The following is a 25,188-nucleotide window of genomic DNA, read 5'->3' as shown; positions in this document are numbered from 1 at the left end:
GTGGGGGCTCTTCGGTGGGTCAGGTCGTGCTGGCCGTGCGTCGCTGGACCAGGACCGCCGCGACGATGATCGCGCCCTTGGCGATCTGCTGGACGTCGGTCTGCAGGTTGTTCAGCGCGAAGATGTTGGTGATCGTGGTGAAGATCAGGACGCCGAGGACGGAGCCGGTGATGGTGCCCCGGCCGCCGGTGAGGAGCGTGCCGCCGATGATCGCGGCGGCGATGGCGTCGAGTTCGTAGAGGTTGCCGTTGGTGTTCTGGCCCGATCCGGACAGCACGATCAGCAGGAACGCGGCGATGCCGCAGCACAGCCCGGAGAGCAGATAGAGGTAGAGGCGCTGGCGGCGGACGTCGATGCCCGCGAGCCGGGCGGCCTCCGCGTTGCCGCCGACGGCGACGGTGCGCCGGCCGAACGTGGTGCGGTTGAGCACGAGCCAGCCGATGACCGTCACGACCGCGAAGACCAGGACCAGGGGCGGGACGCCGAGGACGTACGCGTCGCGCTCGCCGAGGTCGAGGACGCCCTCCACCTCGACGATCTGGGTCCTGCCGTCGGTGATCTGCAGGGCGAGACCGCGGGCGGAGGCGAGCATGGCGAGGGTGGCGATGAAGGGGACCATCCCGCCGTACGCGATGAGCACCCCGTTGACCAGGCCGCAGCCGACGCCGACGATCACGGCGGTGAAGAGGATCCCCGCGAACCCGTACTCCTGGGTGGCGACGGTGGTGGCCCACACGGAGGCCAGGGCGACGATCGCGCCCACCGACAGGTCGATGCCGCCGGAGGTGATGACGAAGGTCATGCCGACGGTGACGACGCCGATCACGGACGCCTGGGTGAGGACGAGTTGGAGGTTGCGGGTGTCGAGGAACTCGTCGGGCTTGGTGATGCCGCCGATGACGATCAGCACGGCGAGGACGCCGAGGAGGGAGAGGGTGCGGACGTCGGCACGGAAGAGGACGGTGCGCCAGGCGGGCGGTTCGGCGGCCGGGGTCACCTGGTCGGTGCCGTCGCGGGGCGGGGACACGGGCTGCGTCATGACGCCGGCCCCCCTTCGCCGGTCGCGGGGCCGGCCGCGCCGGCGGGACTGGCTGCACTTGCCACGGGGCTTCCTTCCATCACGAGGTCGAGGACGCGGTGTTCGTCGAGTTCGCGGGCGGGCGCGGTGTGCACCACCCGGCCCTCGCGCAGGACGAGCACGCGGTCGGCGAGGCCGAGGACTTCGGGCACCTCGCTGGAGACGAGCAGGACGGCGAGGCCCTCGTCGGCGAGGCGCCGCACCACGGCGTACAGCTCGGCGCGGGCGCCCACGTCGACGCCCCGGGTCGGCTCGTCCAGCAGCAGCACCCGGCAGCCGCGGAGCAACCAGCGGGCGAGGACGGCCTTCTGCTGGTTGCCGCCGGAGAGGGTGCGGACCGGCACGGCGGGGTTGTCGGGGCGCAGGGACAGCTCGCGCGTCGCGGCGCGGGCGGCCCGGTGCTCGGCGCCCCGGTCGATCCAGCCGGCGCGGGCGAAGCGGGACATCGTCGACACCGACACGTTCCTGGTGACCGACTCCAGCATCAGCAGTGCCTGCGCCTTGCGTTCCTCGGGGGCGAGGCCGAGCCCGGCGCGTACGGCGGCCCGTACGCTGCCGGTCCGCAGCGGCCGTCCGTCGACGTGGACCTCGCCCGCGGAGGGCCTGCGGGCGCCGTAGATCGTCTCCAGGATCTCGGAGCGTCCGGAGCCGACGAGTCCGGCGAGGCCGACGATCTCCCCGGGCCGGACGTCGAGGTCGAGGGCCTCGAACTCCCCGTCGCGGGCCAGTCCCCGCACCCGCAGCACGGGGGCGGTGGCCTCCGGCGGCGGGGCGGGCGGCCGGTCCGGGAAGACGTACTCGACGTTGCGTCCGGTCATCAGCGCCACGACCTCGCGGGTCGGCGTCGACTTCGCGGGCAGACCGCCGGCCACGGCCCGGCCGTCCTTCAGTACGGTCACCCGGTCGCCGATCCGGCGGATCTCCTCCAGCCGGTGCGAGATGTGGACGACGGCGACCCCGCCGGCGGTCAGGTCCCCCACGATCCTGAACAGGTTGTCGACCTCGTCGGGGTCGAGGGCGGCGGACGGCTCGTCCATCACGATGAGGCGCACGTCGTGGGAGAGCGCCCGCGCCATGGAGACGATCTGCTGCTGGGCGGCGGACAGGTCGCCGACGAGACGGGCCGGGTCGATCTCCGGGTGTCCGAGGCGTTTGAGCAGCGCGGCGGTCGAGGCGCGCGCGGCCCTGCCGCGTACGACGAATCCGGCGGTCGTCGGCTCGTGCCCCAGATACACGTTCTCGGCCACGGAGAGGTGCTCCACCAGATCCAGTTCCTGGTAGATGGTCGCGATGCCCAAGCGCATCGCTGCGATGGGGGACTTGAGGGTGACGGGCTCGCCCCGCCAGCCGATGGTGCCGCCGTCGGGCTGGTGGGCGCCCGCGAGCACCTTGATGAGGGTGGACTTGCCCGCGCCGTTCTGCCCGAGCAGGCAGTGGACCTCCCCCGCCTGGACGTCGAGGTCGACGCCGTCGAGGGCCCGGACGCCGGGGAACGACTTGGTGATGCCGGACATGGTGAGCAGCGGTGGTTCTGGTGCCATGAGTTCCCCTTGGCGGGCGTGCGGGCCGGTTGCAGGGCGAGACGGCCTGCGGGCAGGCGCGTTCGGGCAGGGCAGAGCAGAGCTGAGCAGGGTGGGGCAGGTGGGGCGCGGGTGGGCCGGGACAGGTCAGGAACAGGGCAGAGCGCTGTGCTGGTGGTCGCCCCGTGCGGAGCGGTTACGCGGGTGAGAACAGGTGGTCGCTGATGAGGCGGGCCGCGCCGATGACTCCGGCGGTGGGCCCCAACTCGCCCAGCACGATGGGCAGGTTGCCGGTCGCGAGGGGCAGGGACTGGCGGTAGACCTGGGTGCGTATGGCGGCGAGCAGGGTGTGGCCGAGGCCGGTCACCCCGCCGCCTATCACCACCAGGCCGGGGTTGAAGAAACTGACGAGTCCGGCGATGACCTGGCCGGTGCGGTTGCCGCCCTCGCGTATCAGGTCCAGGGCGGTGGCGTCCCCGGCGGCGGCCGCGGCGGCGACGTCGACGGCGGTCAGGGTGCCACTGGCCTCCAGCCGGGAGGCCAGCTCCACCGAGAGGCCCTGCTGGGCGGCCTCCTTGGCGTCGCGGGCGAGCGCGGCGCCGCTGAAGTGGGCTTCCAGGCAGCCCCGGTTGCCGCAGGCGCAGGGGCGGCCGTCCGGCACGGCGAGGATGTGTCCGATGTCGCCGGCGCTGCCCGTCGTCCCGCGGTGGACCTCACCGCCGGCGACGATGCCGCAGCCGATGCCGGTGCCGATCTTGACGCAGAGGAAGTCGCCCACGGAACGGGCCACGCCCGCGTGCTGCTCCCCCAGCGCCATCAGGTTCACGTCGTTGTCGACCATCACCGGGCAGCCGAGTTCCTGGCTGAGCGCCTCGCGCACCGGGAAACCGTCCCAGCCGGGCATGATCGGCGGGGCCACCGGGACGCCCTCGGGGAAGCGGACCGGTCCGGGGACGCCGATGCCGGCGCCGTCGAACCCTTCCGCGAGCCCCGAGGCCCTCAGCTTGGCGGCCATGGAGAGGACCTGCTCGAAGACGGCGACGGGGCCGTCCCGGACGTCCATGGGCTGGTTGATGTGACCGAGGATCTCCAACTCGGCGTTGGTGACGGCGACATCGATCGAGGTCGCGCCGATGTCGACGCCGAGGAAGCGGAGCCCGGGGGCGAGCCGGATGTTGTGCGAGCGCCGGCCGCCGCGCGAGGCGGCGAGTCCGTCGGCCACGACCAGACCCGTCTCCAGCAACCGGTCCACCTCGACGGCCAGCTTCGACCGGGAGAGGTCGATCCGGTCACCGAGCTGCGCGCGGGAGTGGGGTCCGCCGTCCCGCAGCAGCTTCAGCAGCCGTGCCTGGTGCGCGTTCGCGGGACGAGCCGTCATCCGCCTCACGAGCCCCTCCCCGCCTCAACCGGCCTGTGTCGCGCTGGGTTCCGGCCACCTCTGGGTGGCGTGCTTTCGCAGGGAACGTAGCAGCGGACACCACGTCTGGGAAGAAGTCCGGCACAGATTGACGCCAACTTTCCCCACTCGCAGGACAAAGAAGCGCTCCGTCACCGCCGCATCTCGGACTCCCCTGATCACAGAGCGGCAAGTCGACCCAGGTCAGGGCGGTTTGCTGGGTACGCGGCCTCGGACGGGCAGACGAAACCGGCAGGGACGGAGCGAAAGCCTCATGAGCCCCTGCGGCGTGCGGGAACACCTTCGGAAACCCTCGGTGGGGCCGGTACCGCCCGGTCACGCCGATCGCCGAGGGCACCGGTTCCCTCGCCGCCGGGCGCGACCCACTCCACGCCACCGTGTACACCGGACGGGGGGAAGGTCGCGGCGCAGGACCGACGGCGTCGACTGCCGTGCGCTCGCCGGCATCGATCTCCACGGCGAAGTCGTCGACGTCCACGTCGACTTCGCCGGCCCCGGCGCCCTGGTGGCCCTCGGCAACGGGGGCGTCGCCACGTTCGACCTGTCGGGTCCGGGGTCCTGGCCCGGCACTACGACCGGGGTCGCTCGTGGTAGGTCTTCCGCGTGTGCTCCGTGTGGGCCCGCATGACCTCCGTCGCCCGCTGTTCGTCGCGGTCCGAGATCGCCGCGATCAGTGCGCGGTGCTCGATCCACGACTGGTGGCCGCGCTGCCGGGCGACCGGTGTGTAGTACCAGCGGACGCGGCGGTCGACCTGGGCGGCGAGTTCGGCGAGGACCGCGTTGCCGGCGAGCTCCATGACCTTCGTGTGGAAGCGGGCGTTCATCGCGACGGCGGCGTCCACGTCGTCCGCGTCGACGGCCCGCTCACCCTCCGCGCAGAGTTCCTCCAGCGCCGTGATGCCCGCCGTGCCGGCGTTCGCCGCGGCGAGGCGCGCCGCCTCCGCCTCCAGCAGGGTGCGGACGGTGAGGAGCTGGTCGGCCTCCTCCTCCGTCGGCTCGTGCACGAACGCGCCCTGCGCGGGCCGCAGGTCGACCCAGCCCTCGGTGTTCAGCCGCTGGAGGGCCTCGCGAACAGGCTGCCGGGACACCCCGAGGTGGCCGGCGAGTTCGCTCTCGACCAGGTGCTGGCCGGGACGCAGGGCGCGGGTGGTGATCAGTTCGAGCAGGGCTTCGTAGACGCGGTCGCGCAGCGGGCCGGGACGTTCGAGCTTGGGCACGGCCCCTTGCGGCAGTCCTGTCGACAACATCGGTCCCCCTCCAGAGCACCACTGGGTGTACCGCACACGGAAAGTCAACGGCCCGTACGGGAAAGTCGAGGTCAACAACCAGTATGGATTGTCTTTCGTCTACAGTCTACGAGCCCTCGCGGCCAGGGAGTTGACGCGTCTGTCGCGTCACATCAGCACCGGGGCGGTGCTCAGGGGCAGCGGACGACCTGTCCGGCGTAGGAGAGGTTCCCGCCGAAGCCGAACAGCAGCACGGGGTCGCCGCTGGAGATCTCGCCGCGTTCGACGAGCTTGGAGAAGGCGAGCGGGATACTCGCGGCCGAGGTGTTGCCGGACTCGGTGACGTCCCGGGCGACGACGGCGTTGACGGCGCCGATCTTCCCGGCGAGCGGCTCGATGATGCGCAGGTTCGCCTGGTGCAGGACGACCGCGGCGAGGTCGGCGGGGGTGAGCCCGGCCTTCTCGCAGGCGGCGCGGGCGATGGGCGGCAGCTTGGTGGTGGCCCAGCGGTAGACGCTCTGCCCCTCCTGCGCGAACCGCGCGGGCGTCCCCTCGATCCGGACCGCGTGCCCCATCTCGGGCACCGAGCCCCACAGCACCGGCCCGATGCCGGGCGCCCCGGCCGCGGGGTCGGCCGCCTCGACGACGGCGGCGCCCGCGCCGTCCCCGACGAGCACACAGGTCGTACGGTCGCTCCAGTCCGTCACCTCGGACATCTTGTCGGCGCCGATGACGAGCGCCCGGGTGGCCGCGCCCGCGCGGACGGCGTGGTCGGCGGTGGCGAGGGCGTGGGTGAAGCCGGCGCAGACGACGTTGACGTCCATCGCCGCCGGGGAGGGGATGCCGAGCCGGTGCGCGACCCGGGCGGCCATGTTCGGGGACCGGTCGACGGCCGTGGAGGTGGCGACCACCACGAGGTCGATGTCGGCGGCGGTGAGGCCGGCCGCGGCGAGCGCCTTGGCGGCGGCGTGCCCGGCGAGTTCGTCGACGGGTTCGTCGGGGCCGGCGATGTGCCGGGTGCGGATGCCCACACGGCTCGTGATCCACTCGTCACTGGTGTCGACCATGCCCGCCAGGTCCTCGTTGGTGAGCACCTTGGCGGGCTGGTAGTGGCCGACGGCGGCGATGCGCGAGCCGATCATGGGTGTTCCCCCTCGTAGCCTGTGGTCAGCGGGATTCACCAGTCTGCGCAGTGACTCACGGGTAGGAGGGCGAGTGAGGCGACAGTAAAGACGAACCCATGTTGTGGGCTTCTGTCAGACCTCTGGACATCCACGTACTCGACCGAGCAGTCATGCGGTGAACAGTTGCGTGGCCTTTCGTACGAGTTCGTACAGCCCGTAGGCGAGCGGCACCCCCACCCACAGCCAGGCGAGGACGATCAGCGGGCGCCGGTCAGGCTGATTCGGGCTGCTGTCGCTGGACGGCATCGGCGGCCTCCCTCGGGGCGGGGATGTGGAAGCGGGGGTGGACGGGCCGGACCAGTTCGTTGGCGACGAAGCCGACGACGAGCAGGCCGATCATGATGAAGAAGGACGTGCCGTAGAGGTCGGGGCCGCTCTTGCCCGCCTCCTCCTGGCGGTCGGCGATCCAGTTGACGATCAGCGGACCGAGGACGCCGGCAGTGGACCAGGCGGTGAGCAGCCGGCCGTGGATGGCACCGACCTGGTAGGTGCCGAAGAGGTCCTTCAGATAGGCGGGGACCGTGGCGAAGCCACCGCCGTAGAAGGAGAGGATCACCAGGGCGCAGCCGATGAACAGCGGCTTGGAGGAGTCGCCGAACTGCGCGATGAGCAGGTACATCAGGGCACCGACCCCGAGGTAGACGCGGTAGATGTTCTTGCGTCCGATCAGGTCGGAGGTGGACGACCAGGTGATGCGGCCCGCCATGTTGGCCGCCGACAGCAGTGCCACGAAGCCCGCCGCCGCGCCGGCGGAGACCGGGGTGGAGGACTCGGCGAAGAAGTCCGTGATCATCGGGGCGGCCTTCTCCAGGATGCCGATGCCCGCGGACACGTTCATGCAGAGGATGACCCACAGGCACCAGAACTGCGGGGTGCGGAGGGCGTCGCGGGCCGAGACCTGCGGCCCCTCGAAGGCGCCCGGTCCGCCGCTGACGGGCTTCTCGCCGTGCGGCACCCGCACGAGCAGCACCCCGAGCGTCATGAACACGGCGTAGGTCAGGCCGTGGACGAGGAAGGCGACGGCGATACCGGAGGAGTCGGCGCCGAAGGACTCCAGCATCTGCGCGGACCACGGCGAGGCGATCAGCGCGCCGCCGCCGAAGCCCATGATGGCGATGCCGGTGGCCATGCCGGGCCGGTCCGGGAACCACTTGATCAGCGTGGAGACGGGCGAGATGTAGCCGATGCCGAGGCCGATGCCGCCGACGAAGCCGTAGCCGAGGACGATCAGCCAGTACTGCTCGGTGGCCGCGCCCAGCGAGGCGATCAGGAAACCGGAGGAGAAGCAGACCAGGGCCACGGTCATGGCCCAGCGCGGCCCGTTGCGCTCGACGAGCGTCCCGCCGAACGCGGCGGACAGCCCCAGCATGACGATGCCGAGCTGGAAGGGCAGCGCGCTCTGGGTGCCGCTGAGACCGAGCGCGGATTCGAGCGGTGGCTTGAACACGCTCCAGGCGTAGGCCTGTCCGATGGAGAGATGGACCGAGAGGGCGGCGGGGGGAACGAGCCAGCGGCTCCAGCCCACGGGCGCGACGGGGGGACTCATGATCCCGGACGGTAAGGAGTGACAAGGGAGTTGAGAAGGCGGCACGTCGACCGTATGCGGTGAACGGTATGCGGCGCGCGCCGAACGGTCGGTGGGGCTCCGGTGGCGGGTCCCGGCCACCTCGCCGGCGATCGTGGCCGGGCAGCGTCTTGCCCGGTCGTTGCGCGACCCCTTGCTGGGTCAACTTCCATACTGTAGACAATATTTCGTCGACAGCTTTCGGCAGTGCGTCATCTCCGCGGTATCCCTCGACCGAACGGAGCTCCACTCACCATGAGAGTCGCAGTTCTCGGTGCCGGTGCGATCGGCGCCTATGTCGGCGCCGCGCTCCACCGTGCGGGCGCCGATGTGCATCTCGTCGCCCGTGGACCGCATCTGGCGGCCATGAGGCGGGACGGGGTGCGTGTGCTCAGTCCGCGCGGCGACTTCACCGCCCGCGCCCACGCCACCGACGACCCGGCCGAGATCGGCCCGGTCGACTTCGTCTTCCTCGGCCTCAAGGCCCACTCGTACGCGGCGTGCGGGCCGCTGATCGAGCCCTTGCTGCACGACACCACGGCGGTGGTCGCCGCCCAGAACGGCATCCCCTGGTGGTACTTCCACCGGCACGGCGGCCCGCACGACGGGCACCGCCTGGAGAGCGTGGACCCCGGCGGCGCGGTCAGTGCGGTGCTCGCGCCCGAGCGGGCCGTCGGGTGTGTCGTCTACGCCGCGACCGAACTGGAAGGGCCCGGCGTCGTACGGCACTTGGAGGGCACCCGGTTCTCCGTCGGCGAACCCGACCGGAGCGTCTCGGCGCGCTGCCGGGCGTTCGGCGAGGCCATGGTGGCGGGCGGCCTGAAGTGCCCGGTGGAACCGGACATCCGCGGCGACGTCTGGGTCAAGCTGCTCGGCAACATCTCGTTCAACCCCATCAGTGCCCTGGCCCGCGCGACCATGCGGCAGATGTGCCGGCACGGCGGCACCCGCAGGGTCATCGAGACGATGATGGCCGAGACGCTCGCCGTCGCCGAGGCCCTCGGCTGCGCGGTCGGCGTGTCCATCGAGCGGCGGATGGCCGGCGCCGAACGCGTCGGCGACCACCGCACCTCCACCCTCCAGGACCTGGAGCGCGGCAGACCGCTGGAACTCGACGTACTCCTCGCCGCCGTCGTCGAGTTGGCGGACGTCACCGGCGTCGAGGTGCCCACACTCCGTACCGTCCACGCCCTCTCGGACCTGCTCGCGCTCCGGAGCGCGGCATGACCTCCGAGCGCGGCACGAGCTCAGGGGAAGGCCGATGAGGAAACGCGACCGAAGCCCGAAGACCTACACCCGGCTCACCCACCCCCTCGTCCGCGACTCCCGCGACGAGCCGTTCCGGCGGGCCGGCTGGGAGGAGGCGCTGGACCGCGCCGCCCGCGGCCTCGCCCGCAACCGGGGCGCGTTCGGCATGTTCTCCTGCGCCCGCGCCACCAACGAGATGAACTACGTGGCGCAGAAGTTCGCCCGGGTCGTCATGGGCACCAACAACGTGGACTCCTGCAACCGCACCTGTCACGCGCCGAGCGTCGCCGGGCTGTCCGCGGCCTTCGGCTCGGGCGGCGGGACCTCCTCCTACGAGGAGGTCGAGCACACCGACCTCATCGTGATGTGGGGCTCCAACGCGCGCTTCGCCCACCCGATCTTCTTCCAGCACGTGCTGAGGGGGATCCGGAACGGCGCCCGGATGTACGCGGTCGACCCGCGGCGGACGTCCACCGCCGAGTGGGCGGAGAGCTGGCTCGGTCTGAACGTCGGCACGGACATCCCGATGGCCCACGCCATCGGTCGCGAGATCATCCACGCGGGCCTCGCCAACGAGGCGTTCATCGCGCGGGCGACCACCGGCTTCGAGGAGTACCGCGCGCTCGTCGAACCGTGGACGCCGTCCCTCGCCGAGAAGGTGACCGGGGTGCCGGCCGCCGCCATCAGGGAACTGGCGCACGCGTACGCCCGCGCCGAGCGCGCCCAGCTGTGCTGGACCCTCGGGATCACCGAGCACCACAACGGCACCGACAACGTACGGGCGCTGATCAACCTGTCGCTGCTGACCGGCCACGTCGGCCGCTACGCATCAGGGCTTCAGCCGCTGCGCGGCCAGAACAACGTGCAGGGCGGCGGCGACATGGGGGCGATCCCCAACCGGCTGCCCGGCTTCCAGGACATCCTCGACCCCGCCACCCGGCTGAAGTTCGAGTCGGCGTGGGACACCGTCATCCAGCCGCACCACGGGCTGAACCTGACGGAGATGTTCGAGGCGATGGAGGAGGGCTCGCTGAAGGCCGTGTACTGCATCGGGGAGAACCCGGCGCAGTCGGAGGCCGACAGCGAGCAGGCCGTACGCCGCATGCGGCAGCTGGACTTCCTCGTCGTCCAGGACATCTTCCTGACGAAGACGGCCCAGTTGGCGGACGTGGTGCTGCCCGCGACCGCCGGGTGGGCGGAGACGGACGGCACGACCACCAACAGCGAACGGCGGGTCCAGCGGGTCCGCAGGGCGCTCACCCCGCCCGGTGAGGCCCGCGAGGACATCGACATCCTCTGCGACCTCGCCACCCGGCTCGGCCACCCGTGGAAGTACGCCGACGCCGAGGCCGTCTGGAACGAGCTGCGGTCGGTGTCGCCGGACCACCACGGCATGACGTACGAACGGCTGGAGGAGCACCAGGGCATCCAGTGGCCCTGCCCCAGCACCGACCGTCTCGAACCGAGCTATCTGCACGGCCGGTTGTGGGACCCGGACCCGCGACGCCGGGGCAGGCCCGCGCCGTTCGGGATCGTCCGGCACGATCCCCCGGTCGACCTGACCGACGAGGAGTACCCGATCCGGCTGACCACCGGGCGACGGCTCGACTCGTACAACACCGGGGTGCAGAGCGGCGGTTTCGCCTCGCCGCTGCGGCGCGGCGAGTACATCGAGCTGTGCCCGGAGGACGCGGAGCGCTACGGCGTCATGGTCGGCGAGGAGGTCCGGGTGTCCTCACGGCGCGGGTCGGTGCTGGCGCCCGTCTGGATCGACCTGGCGCTGCGGCCCGGCCTCGCCTTCATGACCATGCACTTCCCCGACGAGGTGGACACCAACCAGCTGACGATCGAGGCGAACTGCCCGATCGCGGGGACGGCGGAGTTCAAGGCGTCGGCGATCCGGATCGAGAAGCTGCCCGTCGCGACCATCGTGAGGTGACGCAAGTGGACCTGCACTTCGGCGACAGCGAACCCACCGACGAGGAGCGGGCGGCCGTCGACGCGCTGCTCGGGCCGCCGCAGTCCTCCTGGGAGGGCGCTGCCCGCGACGAGACGCACGCCGCCGACCTGCGGTGGGCACGCGGCGGCCGCGCGGCCCGGGACCGCCGTGACCTGCTGTTGCCGGGGTTGCACGCGCTCAACGACCGGGTCGGCTGGATCAGCGGGGGCGCCCTGGACTACCTGTGCCGACGGCTGACGGTGCCGCCTGCCGAGGCCTACGGCGTGGCCACGTTCTACGCGATGTTCTCCGTCCGGCCGCGCCCCGCCACCGTGCTCCACGTGTGCACGGACCTGGCGTGCGCGGCGTCCGGCGCGGCGGAGCTGTGCGCGGGCGTCGAGGCACGGCTGGGGCCCGGCAGCGGGGTGAGCGTGCAGCGCGGCCCGTGCCTGGGGCTGTGCGAGCGGGCACCGGCCGCGCTCGCGATCAGGGCCGGGGACCCGGTGCGTACGGCGGTGGCGGCGCCGGCGACCGTCGGGGCGGCCGTGCTCGCGGGGAGCGCCCCCGACTCGGCGGACGAGGAACCGCCGGCCGTCACGGCGGTGCCCCAGGCGGGGCAGGACGGTCTCGTCCTGCTGGGCCGGGTCGGTGTCGTGGACCCGACGAGCCTGGACGACTACCGGGCCCACGGCGGCTACACCGCGCTGCGCCGCGCGTTCGAGCTGGGCCCGGCCGGGGTCGTCCGCGAGGTGACCGACTCGGGGCTGGTCGGGCGGGGCGGCGCCGCCTTCCCCACCGGCCGGAAGTGGCAGGCCACGGCGTCCCAGCCCGACCGGCCGCACTACCTGGTGTGCAACGCGGACGAGTCGGAGCCGGGCACCTTCAAGGACCGGGTGCTGATGGAGGGCGACCCGTTCGCGCTGGTCGAGGCGATGACGATCGCGGCGTACGCGACCGGCGCCCACCGGGGGTACCTGTATCTGCGCGGCGAGTACCCGCGCGCCCTGCGGCGCATGGAGCACGCCATCGCGCAGGCGCGGGCCCGGGGGCTCCTCGGTGACGACGTCCTCGGCCAGGGCTACGCCTTCGACATCGAGATCCGCCGGGGTGCGGGCGCCTACGTCTGCGGTGAGGAGACGGCGCTGTTCAACTCCATCGAGGGCCACCGGGGCGAGCCGCGCTCCAAGCCGCCGTTCCCCGTGGAGAAGGGGCTGTTCGGCAAGCCGACGGTGGCGAACAACGTGGAGACGCTGGTGAACGTCCTGCCGATCCTCACCCTGGGCGCCCCCGCGTACGCGGCGATCGGCACCGGGCGGTCCACCGGACCGAAGCTGTTCTGCGTGTCGGGCGCGGTGGACCGGCCCGGAGTCTACGAACTGCCGTTCGGTGTGACGCTGGGCGATCTGCTGGCGCTGGCCGGGGTCCGGGAGCGGCTGCGTGCGGTCCTGCTGGGCGGCGCGGCGGGCGGCTTCGTACGGCCCGACGAGCGGGACATCCCGCTCACCTTCGAGGGCACGCGGGAGGCGGGCACCACGCTCGGCTCGGGCGTGGTCATGGCCTTCGACGACACGGTGCCGCTGCCCCGGCTGCTGCTGCGGATCGCCGCGTTCTTCCGGGACGAGTCCTGCGGGCAGTGCGTGCCCTGCCGGGTCGGGACCGTACGGCAGGAGGAGGCACTGCTCCGGATCGCGGAGCGGACCGGAGCCGCCGCGGCCGACGACATCGCGCTGCTCAGGGAGGTCGGCCGCGCCCTGCGTGACGCCTCCATCTGCGGTCTGGGGCAGACCGCGTGGAACGCCGTGGAATCCGCCATCGACCGTCTGGGGGCGTACGCATGACCGTGATACCGCTGGGTGTGCCGCGGCGGCTGCTGGAGTTCACCCTCGACGGGGAGGAGGCCCGGGTCCCGGAGGGCTCGACGATCCTCGACGCGTGCCGGGCAGCCGGCAAGGACATCCCGACGCTCTGCCAGGGCGACACCCTCACCCCGAGGAACGCCTGCCGGGTCTGCGTGGTGGAGGTCGAGGGCGCGCGGACGCTGGTCCCCGCCTGCTCCCGCCGGGCCGAGCCCGGCATGGAGGTGCGGACCGACACCGAGCGGGCCCGGCACAGCCGCAAGGTGGTCCTCGAACTCCTCGCGTCGTCGGTCGACCTGTCGACGACCCCGCAGGCCGCCGCATGGATCAAGGAGTACGAGGCGAAACCGGACCGCTTCGGCCCGGACGCGGCCCGTCTGAACGAGGAACCGCGGATCGACAACGACCTCTACGTCCGCGACTACGGCAAGTGCGTCCTCTGCTACAAGTGCGTGGACGCCTGCGGGGACCAGTGGCAGAACACGTTCGCCATCTCCGTCACCGGACGCGGTTTCGACGCCAGGATCGCGGTGGAGCACGACGGGCCGCTCACCGACTCGGCGTGCGTGTACTGCGGCAACTGCGTCGAGGTGTGCCCGACGGGCGCGCTGTCCTTCAAGTCGGAGTTCGACATGCGGGCGGCCGGCACCTGGGACGAGGCGGCGCAGACACGGACGACCACGGTGTGCGCGTACTGCGGAGTGGGCTGCAACCTCACGCTCCACGTGCAGGACAATGAGATCGTGAAGGTCACCTCGCCGCACGACAACCCGGTGACCCACGGCAACCTGTGCATCAAGGGGCGCTTCGGCTACCAGCACGTACAGAACCGGGACTGATCACCACCGGTCGGGACAGGGGCAGGAACATGGGACGAGTCACGGAACGACGCAACGTGATCCGCATCCGGGACGGGGCGGTCTCCTCCCGCCCGGACACGCTCGTCGCCGAGGAGCCGCTGGAGATCCGCCTCGACGGCAAGCCCCTCGCGGTCACCATGCGCACCCCCGGTGACGACTTCGCGCTCGCCGCCGGGTTCCTGGTCAGTGAGGGTGTCCTCGCCGAGCGGTCCGACCTGCAGAACATCGTCTACTGCGCGGGCGCCACGGCCGACGGGTCCAACACGTACAACGTGGTGGACGTGCGGACGACCCCCGGGGTGGTGATCCCGGACATCACCCTCGAACGCAACGTGTACACCACGTCGTCCTGCGGACTGTGCGGCAAGGCGTCCCTGAACGCGGTCCGCACGACGGCCCGCTGGCCCGTCGACGACACGCACGGCGGTGACGCTCCCCCGGTCCGCCTCGACCCCGCCCTCCTCGCGACCCTCCCCGACCGCCTCCGCGCGGCCCAGCGGGTCTTCGACCGGACCGGGGGCCTGCACGCGGCGGCCCTGTTCACCGAGGACGGCGAACTGCTCGACGTACGGGAGGACGTGGGCCGGCACAACGCGGTCGACAAGCTTGTCGGGCGGGCCCTGCAGAACGGTTCGCTGCCGCTGTCGCGGGCCGTGCTGCTGGTGTCGGGACGGGCCTCCTTCGAACTGGCGCAGAAGGCGGTGATGGCCGGGATTCCGGTCCTGGCGGCGGTGTCGGCGCCGTCGTCGCTGGCGGTGGACCTGGCCGCCGAGACGGGGCTGACCCTCGTCGGCTTCCTGCGGGGAGCCTCCATGAACGTGTACGCGGGTGACCACCGGATCGCCCTGCCCGCCACGGCCGCGCAGGGCGGCTGACCGGCTCCCCCGCGACACGGCGGCGGAGCCCCATCGGCGGGGAGCGCCCCCTGCGCCGAGGGCTCCGCCGGTTGGCTCCGCCGGTTCGGCGCCGGGTGCGCGTCGTTGGGCCATGTGGCTGCCCATGGACCGGGTGGACCGGGGCCACTAACGTCCCTTCCGTGCCCGACGACGCGGGAGCACCACGGCGGACGGGGGCGGGACCGGTCGTCGTCCTGGCGCTGGTCCTCGCCCTCGCGGCCGTGCTGCTCACCGTCCTCCCGGACGACGACCGGGAGGACGGCCGCGCCTGCACGGCCCGCACGGTCCGGGACTGGGCCCCGGACGAACCGCTGACCGGCGAGTTCGCCCGCTACGGCGACGACGCGACCCGCACCGACGACTGGACCGGCGGCGACGGCACCCACTCGGTGCGGCTGCCCGACGGGCGGGTGCTGTGGCTGTTCTCCGACACCTATCTGGGGCGGGTGCACCCGCCGCCCAACCCGGTCGGCGAGTCCGTGGCCTGGCGGGACGTCGCGACGCCCCTGGTGCGCAACTCGGCCGTCGTCATGTCCCCCTCGGGGCGGCCGGCGTCCACGCTCCCGGCCCCCGTCTTCCCCGACCCCGCCCCGCAGCGGTGGCGCTGGCCGGTGGCCGCGCGGGTCGAACCCCGCTCCCCCGGATCCGCCGAGAAGGTAGTCCGGGTGCTGCTGTGGACGCGTACGGCGGGGCGGTCGCCCTGGATCTACGGAGTGCCCACGGCCACCGAGGTGGCCACGCTGTCGCTGCCCGCGCTGCGGCTGGAGGGGATCACGACGGTCCTCGACCAGACGGCGGTCGCCGACCCCGCCCGGCGGGTGCTGTTCGGCACGACGGCCGTCGACGCGGGCGACTGGACGTACGTCTTCGGTGGCACCGACGCGCAGGCCGCCTCCCGGCCGACCTCCCACGCGTACGTGGCCCGGGTGCCGCGCGGCAGGCTCGGGGAACCGGGCGCGTGGGAGTACTGGGACGGCACGCGGTGGACGGTGCGGGGGCGGCCGGCTGCGGTACTGGGCGACGGGGAGGACAAGGGCGTCGGCAGCGCCTTCGGCGTCGTCCGGGACGGGCGCACCTATGTGCTGTTCACGATGGCCGCCGGGACCGAGGGCCTGACGACCGTCACCACGTACTGGGCCTGCTCCCCCACCGGCCCCTGGCACGGGCCCACGAAGGGGTTCGGCCCGCCGCTGCCGGGGGACGGGGTCGCGGCGTACAACCCGCAGGTGCACGAGGCGGTCGGCGGCGGTCGGCTGGTCCTCAGCTACGACGTCAACTGGCTGGACGCGAACGCGGCGGCAGCGCAGCTGAACATCACGCGGGACGTGTCCCTGTACCGACCGCGGTTCGTGTCGCTGCGTCTGGCTGCTCCGTGACGTCCGCCTCCTCGGGGTCGTGCGAGCGGCGCTTGGCGATGACCGCGCAGACCATGAGCTGCATCTGGTGGAACAGCATCAGCGGGAGCAGCGCGAGGGACGCCTCGGCGCCGAACAGGACGCTCGCCATGGGCAGGCCGGAGGCGAGGGACTTCTTCGAGCCGGCGAACTGGATGGCGATCCGGTCGGCCCGGCCGAAGCGCAGGAGCTTCGCCCCGTACCAGGTGAGCGTGAGCATCACCGCGAGGAGCACCGCCTCGACGACCAGCAGTCCGCCGAGCCGCAGGGGACTGACCTGGCTCCAGATGCCGCGCACCATGCCCTCGCTGAACGCGACGTAGACGACGAGGAGGATCGAGGCGCGGTCGACGAGGCCGAGAACCCGCTTGTGCCGGGCGACGAAGCCTCCGATCCAGCGGCGGGCGAGCTGCCCGGCGGCGAACGGCACCAGCAGCTGGAGCACGATCTTCCAGAGCGCGTCGGCGGAGAAGCCGCCCACGCTGCCGCCGAGCAGGCTCGCCGCGAGCAGGGGGGTGATGACGATGCCGGCGAGGGAGGAGAAGGAGCCCGCGCAGATCGCGGCGGGAACGTTTCCGCGGGCCATCGAGGTGAACGCGATCGACGACTGGATGGTCGACGGGACGAGGGTGAGGAAGAGCAGTCCCATGGAGAGGGAGTGGCTCAGGAACACCGGTTCGAGGCCCCGGGCGGCCAGCCCGAGCAGTGGGAAGACGACGAACGTGCAGGCCAGGACCGTGACATGCAGCCGCCAGTGCTTCAGGCCGTCCAGGGCCTCACGGGTGGAGAGCCGGGCTCCGTAGAGGAAGAACAAGAACGCGATCGCGGCCGTGGCCGCGCCGGAGGCGACCTCGGCGGCCGTGCCCCGCGCCGGGAGGAGCGCGGCGAGGCCCACCGTCCCGAGCAGCAGCAGGACGTACGGGTCGATCGGCATCGAACTCGGCCGGCGCAGGCGATTCACGGTGCTCCACGTGCTTTCGATCGGAAGTGCGACGGGGCCGGACGGCCCCTCTTCATCGTCCTCTCCCGCCCCGTGATCGGGAATCCGTCATACGGCTCTGACTGTCATCGCGTTCCGTGATGACCGAAGCTAGGGTGCCCCTCATGTACGACCCCACACACCTGCGGACCTTCCTCGCCGTGGCGCAGACACTGAGCTTCACGCAGGCGGCCCGGCGGCTGGGGCTGCGCCAGTCCACGGTCAGCCAGCACGTACGCCGCCTGGAGGACGCGACCGGCCGGCAGTTGTTCACCCGCGACACGCACTCGGTGGAGCTGACGGAGGACGGCGAGGCGATGCTGGGGTTCGCGCGCCGCCTGCTGGAGGTGCACGAGCAGGCGGCGGCGTTCTTCACCGGGACCCGGCTGCGCGGCCGACTGCGCTTCGGCGCGTCGGAGGACTTCGTGCTGACCCGGCTGCCGGAGATCCTGGAGGGCTTCCGGCACGACCACCCCGAGGTCGACCTGGAGCTGACGGTCGAGCTGTCCGGCACGCTCCACGAGCGGCTGGCGGCGGGCAAGCTCGACCTGGTGCTGGCCAAGCGGCGCCCGCAGGACCCGCGCGGCGAGCCGGTCTGGACGGACCGGCTGGTGTGGGTCGGCGCGGAGCGGCTGCGCCTGGACCCCGACCGCCCGGTGCCGCTGATCGTCTACCCGCCGCCGGGCATCACCCGCGCGCTGGCGCTGGAGGCGCTGGAGCGGGAGGGCCGGGCCTGGCGGGTGGCCTGCACCAGCGGCAGTCTCAACGGCCTGATCGCCGCCGCCCGCGCGGGCCTCGGCGTGATGGCGCATTCCCGCCGTCTGGTGCCCCCCGGTCTGGTCCGGGTCCCCGAGCGGGCGGGCCTGCCGGAGCTGGGCGAGGTCGACTTCGTTCTCGTGCACGGACGGCGGCCGGGAGCGGCGACGAGCGCGGCGGACGCACTCGCCGCGGCGATCCTCTCCGGCGGCGACCGCCTCCGCGGCCGGGCCCGCGGGGTGTGACGGACCGGGGCGCGACTGCGCTGGAAGTGATGTCGGTCCGTGTGACCGGAGCCGCCGGGGCCGGACGTGAAGCGGCGCGACCCGGCCCCGGCGGCGGCCGTAACCGGGTCGTACAGATTCGGTGGAGATTACGGTGCCGAAACCTACCGTCCCGTAAGGCGTTCTGCCCGGACTCTGTGCTTCTGCACTGCTTCGCCGCCGCCCGCTCGTACTGATCTCGCCGATTCGTCCCCTCCGTTTCCCCTCCCGTCCCGGCTCCCGGTGAGGTAGCTTTCACGCGCTGTGCGGAGCGCCACGAGGAGCGGGTTTGCGCGAGTTCACCAACCCTCCGTTGGCGTCGGCGCCGCCGGTGGGCGGCCTGGCCGACGTCGTCTTCGAGTACGCCCAGGAGGATCCGACGTACATCGCGCTCGGCCGCAAGGACGAGCGGGGCGAGTGGCGCGACGTGACCTCCGCCGAGTTCCGCGACGAGGTGCTGGCGCTGGCCAAGGGCCTGCTGTCGCAGGGGGTCCGCTTCGGTGACCGGGTCGCCATCATGTGCCGCACCCGCTACGAGTGGACCCTGTTCGACCACGCCCTGTGGACGGTCGGCGCCCAGGTCGTCCCCGTCTACCCGACCTCCTCCGCCGAGCAGGTCTTCTGGATGCTGTACGACTCCCAGTGCACGGCCGCGATGGTCGAGCACGAGGACCACGCGATGACCATCGCCACGGTCATCGACCGGCTGCCGCAGCTGCGCCGGCTGTGGCAGCTGGACGCGGGCGCCGTCCAGGAGCTGTACGAGGCGGGCGCCCAGCTCGACGACGAGGTGGTGCACCGGCACCGGCGGGCGGTCACCCCGGAGTCGGTCGCGACGATCATCTACACGTCCGGCACCACGGGCCGCCCCAAGGGCTGTGTCATCTCCCACGCCAACTTCATGGTCGAGGCGGACACGGTCATCGAGCGCTGGGCGCCGCTGTTCGAGTCCCGCAGGGGCCAGGAGCCCGCGACCCTGCTGTTCCTGCCGCTGGCGCACGTCTTCGGGCGGATGGTGCAGGTGGCAGGGATCCGCGGCAAGGTGAAGTTCGGGCACCAGCCGCAGCTCAGCGCGGCCGTGCTGCTGCCGGACCTGGCGGCCTTCAGGCCGACGTTCTTCCTCGCGGTGCCGTACATCTTCGAGAAGGTCTTCAACGCGAGCCGGCGCAAGGCCGAGCGGGAGGGCAGGGCGGGCCCGTTCGAGAAGGCCGTCGAGGTCGCCGTGAAGTACGCGGACGCGGTCGAGGCGAAGGCATGGGGCGTCGGCCCCGGCCCTTCGGCGGGCCTCAGGATGCAGCACCAGTTCTTCGACAAGGTCGTCTACGCGAAGATCCGGGAGGCCATGGGCGGCCGGATCAAGTACGCGATGTCCGGCGGCTCGGCGATGGACCGCCGGCTCGGCCTGTTCTACGCGGGCGCCGGCATCCACATCTACGAGGGCTACGGGCTGACGGAGTGCACGGCCGCCGCGACGGCCAACCCGCCCGAACGCACCCGGTACGGCACCGTCGGCCAGGCCATCCCGGGCATGACCGTGCACATAGCGGACGACGGAGAGGTGTGGCTGCGCGGCCCCAACGTCTTCCAGGGGTACCTCAACAACCCCAAGGCCACCGACGAGACCCTGCACGACGGCTGGCTCGCCACCGGGGACCTGGGCGCGCTCGACGACGACGGCTACCTCACGATCACCGGGCGCAAGAAGGAGATCCTCGTGACCTCGGGCGGCAAGAGCGTCTCCCCGGCGATCCTGGAGGAGCGGGTGCGCGACCATCCGCTGGTCGCCCAGTGCGTCGTCGTCGGCAACGACCGGCCGTACATCGCCGCGCTCGTGACGCTCGACGCGGAGGCGGTCGAGCACTGGATGCAGATGCACGGCAAGCCGAAGCTGTCACCGGCCGACCTGGTGCGCGACCCGGAGCTGGAGACCGAGGTGCGGCGGGCGGTGGTCGCCGCCAACACCCTGGTCTCGCAGGCCGAGTCGATCCGCACCTTCCGGATACTGGCGCACCAGTTCACCGAGGAGCAGGGGCTGCTGACGCCGTCGCTGAAGCTGAAGCGGAAGGCGATCGAGAAGACGTACGCGAAGGAGGTGGAGGCGCTGTACCGGGCGTGAGCGCACCGGGGACGCGCCCGCCCGGCTGGGCGCACGCGGCGTCTCGTACCGTGGAACCGCCGGATCCGTTTCCGGCCATTCTGCGATTCGGCGCGCGAGCGGGCCGCTCAGGAATGCATCGCGCGCCGTGATCGTTGACGATGGGAAGCACCAACCGACGACTTTAAGGATCGAGAGCTCGTGAGCAGCAAGGTCCCCCCGATCATCCTGAACAACGGCGTCGAGATGCCCCAGCTGGGCTTCGGCGTCTGGCAGGTGCCGGACGACGAGGCCGAGCGGGCCGTCGGAACGGCGCTGGAGGCCGGCTACCGCAGCATCGACACGGCCGCGATCTACGGCAACGAGCGGGGTACCGGCAAGGCGCTCGCCGCCGCCGGTGTCCCCCGCAAGGACCTCTTCGTCACCACCAAGCTCTGGAACAGCGACCAGGGCTACGACGCCACGCTCCGCGCCTTCGACGAGTCGCTGGACAAGCTCGGCCTGGAGTACGTGGACCTGTACCTGATCCACTGGCCGATCCCGGCCCGCGGCACCTACGTCGACACGTACAAGGCGTTCGAGAAGCTGTACGCCGACGGCCGCGCACGGGCCATCGGTGTGTCCAACTTCCTTCCGGAGCACCTGCGGACGCTGATCGAGGCGACGGACGTCATCCCGGCGGTCAACCAGATCGAGCTGCACCCCCACCTCCAGCAGCACGCCGCCCGCGAGTACCACGCGGAGCAGGGCATCGCCACCGAGGCATGGTCGCCCCTCGGCCAGGGCAAGGGCCTGCTGGAGGTTCCGGCGATCATCGCCATCGCGCAGAAGCACGGCCGGACCCCGGCCCAGATCGTGCTGCGCTGGCACCTCCAGCTGGGCAACGTGGTCATCCCCAAGTCGGTGACCCCGTCCCGCATCAAGGAGAACATCGAGGTCTTCGACTTCTCCCTGGACACCGAGGACATCGCCGCGATCAGCGCGCTGAACGAGGACCGCCGCATCGGTCCCGACCCGGCGACCTTCGACGTGGCCTGAGCTCCACCGCGACCGACGCACCCGCCCGCCGGAGGTACTCCGGCGGGCGGTTGCGTGTGGCCGCGGGCGGCCACCGCCGCCGCGCCCGCGTCACGCGCGGGCGAGATGGACCGTGTGGGCCGCGAGGACGAACAGGTCGGTGCGGTGGTGCAGGCTCGCCTTGTCGTCGGGGTCCAGGAGGCGGTCCAGCGTGGAGAGGTCGGACGGGTCGAGGTGGTCCGCGTACTCCGCGAGGGTCTCCCGGCGCCGCCGGAAGACGGTGAGGGCGTGGGCGCGTGCCGCCTCCGGCACCGGGGCCGGCAGGTCCAACAGGAAGGTGCGGGAGGTCGCCTCGCGCAGGCCGGCGGCGGTGAGCAGGCCCGGCCAGTCCTCGGCCTCCGCGACCGTGCCGGGCAGGGCGGCACGCATCTCGCCGAACCACAGCTCCTCGACCGCGTCGAGCCGGGACTGGAGTCCGGGGCGGCCGATGCCGATGTCCCGCGGCAGGAACCGCGCGGGCAGCCCGCCCTCGACGAGCGCCAGTACCCCGCCCGGGGCCAGCCGCTCGGCGAAGGCGGCGATTCCGGCCCGCTGGTCGCCGAGGTGGTGCAGGCTGCGGCTCGCCCACAGCACGTCCGCGCGGTACTCCAACTCGGCGAGACCCTCGGGAAGCTCCGCCTCCAGGGTGGCGAAGCGGTCGGCCACGCCGAGGCGTTCCGCACGGGACCGGGCCCGCTCCAGCAGGGGCCCCGAGCCGTCCACGGCGACGATCCGGGCGCCGGGGAACGTGTCGGCGAGCAGCGTGCTCACCACTCCGGGACCGCTGCCCGCGTCGACGACGAGACCGGGCTCCGGCTGTCGCTCGGCCACCCAGGCGGCGGCCCGGCGGTTCAGCGGCTCGAACAGCTCCGCCTGCTCCTCCAGGTGCTCGGCCAGCTCGGCCCAGTCGATGTCGGTGTGGCCGTGGTGTCCGTGCCCGTGACCATGCCCGTGCCCGTCGCCCTGGCCGTGCTGGTGCTGGTGTCCCATGGTGGTGAGCCTCTCTTCCGGTTGCCGCCAGCCTGCGCCGACACACCACCGGACGGCAATCTTCCTTGCCGTAACGGCAAACCCTCCGGGGCTCAGCCCTGGCCGGCGGCCCGGTAGACACAGACGTTCACACCGGCGGGGCTCGTGACCGTGGAGACCAGTTCCAGGGTGTGCTTGGCGCCGCCGTCGGGGAAGATCGTCTTCCCACCGCCGAGGACCACCGGCATGACCATCAGGCGCAGCTCGTCGACGAGGCCCTCGTGCAGGAGGGTGCGGGCGAGGCTGGGGCTGCCCATGACGAGCAGGTCGCCGCCCTCGCCCTCGCGCAGCTTGCGGACGCGGGCGACGGCCTCCTCGCCGGGGAGGCGGGTGGTGTTCCACGTCAGCTCGTCGTCGCCGAGGGTGCCGGAGACCACGTACTTGGGGAGGGCGTTGATCCGGTCGGCGAAGGGGTCACCGGCGCGCCCGGGCCAGGCCCCGGCCATCGCCTGCCAGGTGCGGCGCCCGAACAGCAGCGCGTCGGCCGCGCGCAGCGCCTCGTCCCATGCCCCGCCGACCACCTCCGGGTCGAAGAAGTCCTGCGTCCAGCCGCCGTGGGCGAAGCCGCCGTCGGTGTCCTCCTCGGGGCCGCCGGGGGCCTGCACGACGCCGTCCAGGCTCATGAACGCGGTGATGACGATGCGCATGGGGTGGTCTCCTCGTTCGCTCGGGGGGTACGGCGGTGAAGACCGGTGTGCCGTCCGGAACTCATCGCCCCACCCCCCGCACGCCTTAGTGACGTGCGTCACACCACCATGCCATCGCAACGGCCGCGTCCGCCCGCCCCCGTGGCGAACGGGGACGGGCGGGCGCGGTACGTCCGGGTGTGTCGTGCGGTCGGACCCGCCAGGAGCTGGGGGAAGCGCTCGCCCCTGGCGGGCCTGCTCAGCCGGCGCCGCTCACAGCGCGGGATACGCGTTGCGCATCAGCTCCTGGAACTGGGCGGAGAACCAGTGCCCGGACAGGGGGGCATTGCCCAGGGCACCGGACATGTTGTTGTTGTTCCGCGGGTTGCCCGTGTACGTCGGGTCGCACATGCGGTCGAAGCCCTTGCCCTCGTCGTTGGGGATCGAGGAGCTGGCACCGTCGGACTCACCCGGGGGCTTCATCCACACGTAGGCGTCGATCCCGGCAGCCGGGGCCGCCTTCGGACGCTCACCGAGGCCCGCTCCGGCCTGGTTGCACCAGTTGCCTGCGTTGAGGCGGCGGTCGTAGCGCCCGCCGTCGACGTACGTGTCGACGCTGGTCGTCGGGCCGGGGCCGGTCGGCCGTGCGCTGCCGCCCCAGCCGTTGCGGGAGGTGTCGATCAGCATGCCGATGTTCGAGTTGAAGCCGGCGGTGACGGCCTGGGCCCGGAAGGCCTGGGCGAAGGACAGCTCGTCGACGTAGCGGTTCCAGTCGACCCACTTCGACTCGCGGACCGACTTGCCGGCCACGGTGTCGTTGATGGTGAAGTTGTTCTCCTTCAGGGCGCTGTAGTTCGCCGTGTTGGTGATGAAGCCGTGGACGTCGTTCACCGTGGCGCCCTCGGCGGTCGCCGCCTCCTTCATGATGGCGGCGGTGGGCGCGAAGTTGTCGTCCCAGCCGAGCCAGCCGTGGTGGCCGGCGTCGACGTAGTTGTAGACGTTGGGGACGTCGCCCAGCTTGTTGAGCGCGTAGCCGACACCCTTGACGTAGTTGCCGTTGGCCTTCATCACGTCGCACGCCGGCACGGCCGTCGGGCGGCTGCCGGTGTTGGTGATGAGGTTGGGCAGCGAGTCGATCTCGACCGTGGTGACGATGCGCAGCGAGGCGTACTTCGGGTCGGCGAGGATCGCCTTGATCGGGTCGATGTACTGCGTCTTGTACTTGTCGATCTCCGTGGGGCCAAGCTCACCGTTGGAGGCGAGGGCCGAGCAGTCACGGCCGGGCAGGTTGTAGATCACGAGCTGGACGACGAGTTCGCCCGAGCCCTTCTGCCGCAGCGCCTCGTCGAGGTGGGCCCGCAGCCCCATCTTGCCGCCCGCGCCCGCGATGGCGGCGGTGCGGTCCAGCCACACACCCGTGGGCTGGTTGGAGATCCGGCTGCCGCCCGGCTCGGCGGCGGCGTTCGCGGACCACTCCGGGTTCACGTACACCTTGGCGCCGGCGTACGGGTTGTCCACCCGTGTGCCGGGCGTGCCCGGGTCGGTGGGGCCGCCGCCACCGTCGTCGACGTTGCAGGTCACCCCGTCGAGCGTGAAGGTCGCGGGGACGGCGTTGGAGCCGCTGTAGGAGGCGTTGAAGCCGAAGCTGACCGAACCGCCGGTCGGGAGCGACCCGTTGTACGTCTCGTTGGAGGCCGTCACGGCACTGCCGCTCTGGGAGAGCTTCGCGTTCCAGGCGTTGCCCACCTGCTGGTTGCCCGCGTACGACCACTTCGCGGACCACGAGGACTTCGCGGCGCCGTTGTTGGTGATCGTGACGGCGGCGGTGAAGCCGGTGGACCACTGGTTCTGCACCTTGTAGTCGACGGTGCAGGGGATCGCCTGGATGCCGGAGTCGTGCGGCACAGCGGCCACCGCGGTCCCGGCGGCGCCGGCGACCAGCGCCATCGCCGCGAGGAGTGCTGTTCTGGTACGGCTCATGAGTGCGGGTTTCCTCTTCCGTAGTGGGGTGTACGTGGAGGTTCCGTAGGGGGTCGTGCGTGGTGACGGTCCGCCGAGGCAGCGCGGACGGTCGCGCGACCCGGCGCCCGGCGACGTGGGACTGTCGTCGCGGGCGGGGTTCAGGCCGGGCCGGCGGGAGCCGGCCGTGTCCTCCGGTTCCGACCCGGGCGAAAAGCGGATCGCCGCGGGGCGGGGTGGGTC

20 protein-coding genes are annotated in these 25,188 nt (G+C 72.0%); 9 read left to right on the top strand and 11 right to left on the bottom strand.

Annotated elements, in window-relative coordinates; genetic code table 11:
- Positions 1-19 precede the first annotated feature (19 nt).
- The 7 genes from GSY65_RS31600 to GSY65_RS31575 all read right to left on the bottom strand — a co-directional run bounded on the left by GSY65_RS31600 (position 20) and on the right by GSY65_RS31575 (position 7,971).
- Positions 20-1,039 carry an ABC transporter permease gene (locus tag GSY65_RS31600; RefSeq protein WP_159774969.1) on the bottom strand — a complete coding sequence of 340 codons (1,020 nt, stop codon included), beginning with the start codon at positions 1,037-1,039 and terminating at the stop codon, positions 20-22.
- A complete protein-coding gene (locus GSY65_RS31595) occupies positions 1,036-2,619 on the bottom strand; it encodes a sugar ABC transporter ATP-binding protein (RefSeq protein WP_159774967.1) in 1,584 nt (527 codons plus the stop codon). Before GSY65_RS31595 ends, GSY65_RS31600 begins: the two co-directional genes overlap by 4 nt.
- A 175-nt stretch (positions 2,620-2,794) precedes the next feature.
- Complete coding sequence (locus tag GSY65_RS31590) at positions 2,795-3,976, bottom strand: ROK family transcriptional regulator (RefSeq protein WP_159774965.1); 1,182 nt, start codon at positions 3,974-3,976, stop codon at positions 2,795-2,797.
- Positions 3,977-4,584: 608 nt separating this feature from the next.
- The gene (locus tag GSY65_RS31585) at positions 4,585-5,262 is read right to left on the bottom strand and encodes a GntR family transcriptional regulator (protein ID WP_201452734.1); all 678 of its coding nucleotides are present in this window, start codon (positions 5,260-5,262) and stop codon (positions 4,585-4,587) included.
- Positions 5,263-5,432: 170 nt separating this feature from the next.
- On the bottom strand, positions 5,433-6,383 hold the full coding sequence (locus GSY65_RS31580) for a beta-ketoacyl-ACP synthase III (RefSeq protein ID WP_159774963.1): 951 nt from the start codon (positions 6,381-6,383) through the stop codon (positions 5,433-5,435).
- A 150-nt stretch (positions 6,384-6,533) separates the two neighbouring features.
- On the bottom strand, positions 6,534-6,671 hold the full coding sequence (locus GSY65_RS33430; protein ID WP_201452733.1) for an MFS transporter small subunit: 138 nt from the start codon (positions 6,669-6,671) through the stop codon (positions 6,534-6,536).
- The gene (locus GSY65_RS31575; protein WP_159774961.1) at positions 6,637-7,971 is read right to left on the bottom strand and encodes an OFA family MFS transporter; all 1,335 of its coding nucleotides are present in this window, start codon (positions 7,969-7,971) and stop codon (positions 6,637-6,639) included. Before GSY65_RS31575 ends, GSY65_RS33430 begins: the two co-directional genes overlap by 35 nt.
- Positions 7,972-8,244: 273 nt before the next feature.
- On the opposite strand from GSY65_RS31575, the gene GSY65_RS31570 reads away from it, so the two are divergent.
- The 6 genes from GSY65_RS31570 to GSY65_RS31545 all read left to right on the top strand — a co-directional run bounded on the left by GSY65_RS31570 (position 8,245) and on the right by GSY65_RS31545 (position 16,164).
- The gene (locus tag GSY65_RS31570; protein WP_159774959.1) at positions 8,245-9,216 is read left to right on the top strand and encodes a 2-dehydropantoate 2-reductase; all 972 of its coding nucleotides are present in this window, start codon (positions 8,245-8,247) and stop codon (positions 9,214-9,216) included.
- A 34-nt stretch (positions 9,217-9,250) separates the two neighbouring features.
- Positions 9,251-11,176 (top strand): molybdopterin oxidoreductase family protein, encoded by a 1,926-nt coding sequence (locus GSY65_RS31565; RefSeq protein ID WP_159774957.1) that lies wholly within the window; start codon positions 9,251-9,253, stop codon positions 11,174-11,176.
- A gap of 5 nt (positions 11,177-11,181) precedes the next feature.
- Positions 11,182-13,014 carry an NAD(P)H-dependent oxidoreductase subunit E gene (locus GSY65_RS31560; RefSeq protein ID WP_159776597.1) on the top strand — a complete coding sequence of 611 codons (1,833 nt, stop codon included), beginning with the start codon at positions 11,182-11,184 and terminating at the stop codon, positions 13,012-13,014.
- The gene (locus tag GSY65_RS31555) at positions 13,011-13,871 is read left to right on the top strand and encodes a 2Fe-2S iron-sulfur cluster-binding protein (protein ID WP_159774955.1); all 861 of its coding nucleotides are present in this window, start codon (positions 13,011-13,013) and stop codon (positions 13,869-13,871) included. Before GSY65_RS31560 ends, GSY65_RS31555 begins: the two co-directional genes overlap by 4 nt.
- 29 nt (positions 13,872-13,900) lie before the next feature.
- On the top strand, positions 13,901-14,767 hold the full coding sequence (gene fdhD, locus GSY65_RS31550; protein ID WP_159774953.1) for a formate dehydrogenase accessory sulfurtransferase FdhD: 867 nt from the start codon (positions 13,901-13,903) through the stop codon (positions 14,765-14,767).
- A 161-nt stretch (positions 14,768-14,928) separates the two neighbouring features.
- Complete coding sequence (locus tag GSY65_RS31545; RefSeq protein WP_159774951.1) at positions 14,929-16,164, top strand: hypothetical protein; 1,236 nt, start codon at positions 14,929-14,931, stop codon at positions 16,162-16,164.
- On the opposite strand, the gene GSY65_RS31540 is transcribed toward GSY65_RS31545, so the two are convergent.
- The gene (locus GSY65_RS31540; protein WP_201452863.1) at positions 16,103-17,116 is read right to left on the bottom strand and encodes a bile acid:sodium symporter family protein; all 1,014 of its coding nucleotides are present in this window, start codon (positions 17,114-17,116) and stop codon (positions 16,103-16,105) included. The genes GSY65_RS31545 and GSY65_RS31540 overlap by 62 nt on opposite strands.
- A gap of 170 nt (positions 17,117-17,286) precedes the next feature.
- Between GSY65_RS31540 and GSY65_RS31535 the strand changes: the two genes are divergently transcribed.
- From GSY65_RS31535 to GSY65_RS31525, 3 genes are all read left to right on the top strand, one after another.
- Positions 17,287-18,162 carry a LysR substrate-binding domain-containing protein gene (locus GSY65_RS31535; RefSeq protein ID WP_159774947.1) on the top strand — a complete coding sequence of 292 codons (876 nt, stop codon included), beginning with the start codon at positions 17,287-17,289 and terminating at the stop codon, positions 18,160-18,162.
- 307 nt (positions 18,163-18,469) lie between these two features.
- Positions 18,470-20,296, top strand: a complete 1,827-nt coding sequence (locus GSY65_RS31530; protein WP_159774945.1) for an AMP-dependent synthetase/ligase — start codon at positions 18,470-18,472, stop codon at positions 20,294-20,296.
- Between the two features lie 180 nt (positions 20,297-20,476).
- Positions 20,477-21,313, top strand: a complete 837-nt coding sequence (locus GSY65_RS31525; protein WP_159774943.1) for an aldo/keto reductase — start codon at positions 20,477-20,479, stop codon at positions 21,311-21,313.
- A gap of 90 nt (positions 21,314-21,403) precedes the next feature.
- On the opposite strand, the gene GSY65_RS31520 is transcribed toward GSY65_RS31525, so the two are convergent.
- The 3 genes from GSY65_RS31520 to GSY65_RS31510 form a co-directional block, all read right to left on the bottom strand.
- Positions 21,404-22,321 (bottom strand): class I SAM-dependent methyltransferase, encoded by a 918-nt coding sequence (locus tag GSY65_RS31520; RefSeq protein WP_159774941.1) that lies wholly within the window; start codon positions 22,319-22,321, stop codon positions 21,404-21,406.
- Between the two features lie 92 nt (positions 22,322-22,413).
- Positions 22,414-23,007, bottom strand: coding sequence for a dihydrofolate reductase family protein (locus GSY65_RS31515; RefSeq protein ID WP_159774939.1), 594 nt, complete (start codon positions 23,005-23,007; stop codon positions 22,414-22,416).
- Between the two features lie 252 nt (positions 23,008-23,259).
- Complete coding sequence (locus tag GSY65_RS31510) at positions 23,260-24,966, bottom strand: glycoside hydrolase family 6 protein (RefSeq protein ID WP_159774937.1); 1,707 nt, start codon at positions 24,964-24,966, stop codon at positions 23,260-23,262.
- Positions 24,967-25,188: the final 222 nt, after the last annotated feature.

The organism is Streptomyces sp. HM190 (genome assembly GCF_009857135.1).
GTDB classification, from domain to species: Bacteria; Actinomycetota; Actinomycetes; order Streptomycetales; family Streptomycetaceae; genus Streptomyces; species Streptomyces heilongjiangensis.
The sequence above is the reverse complement of the archived record's forward strand: the minus strand, read 5'-3'. Positions and strand labels throughout refer to the sequence as shown.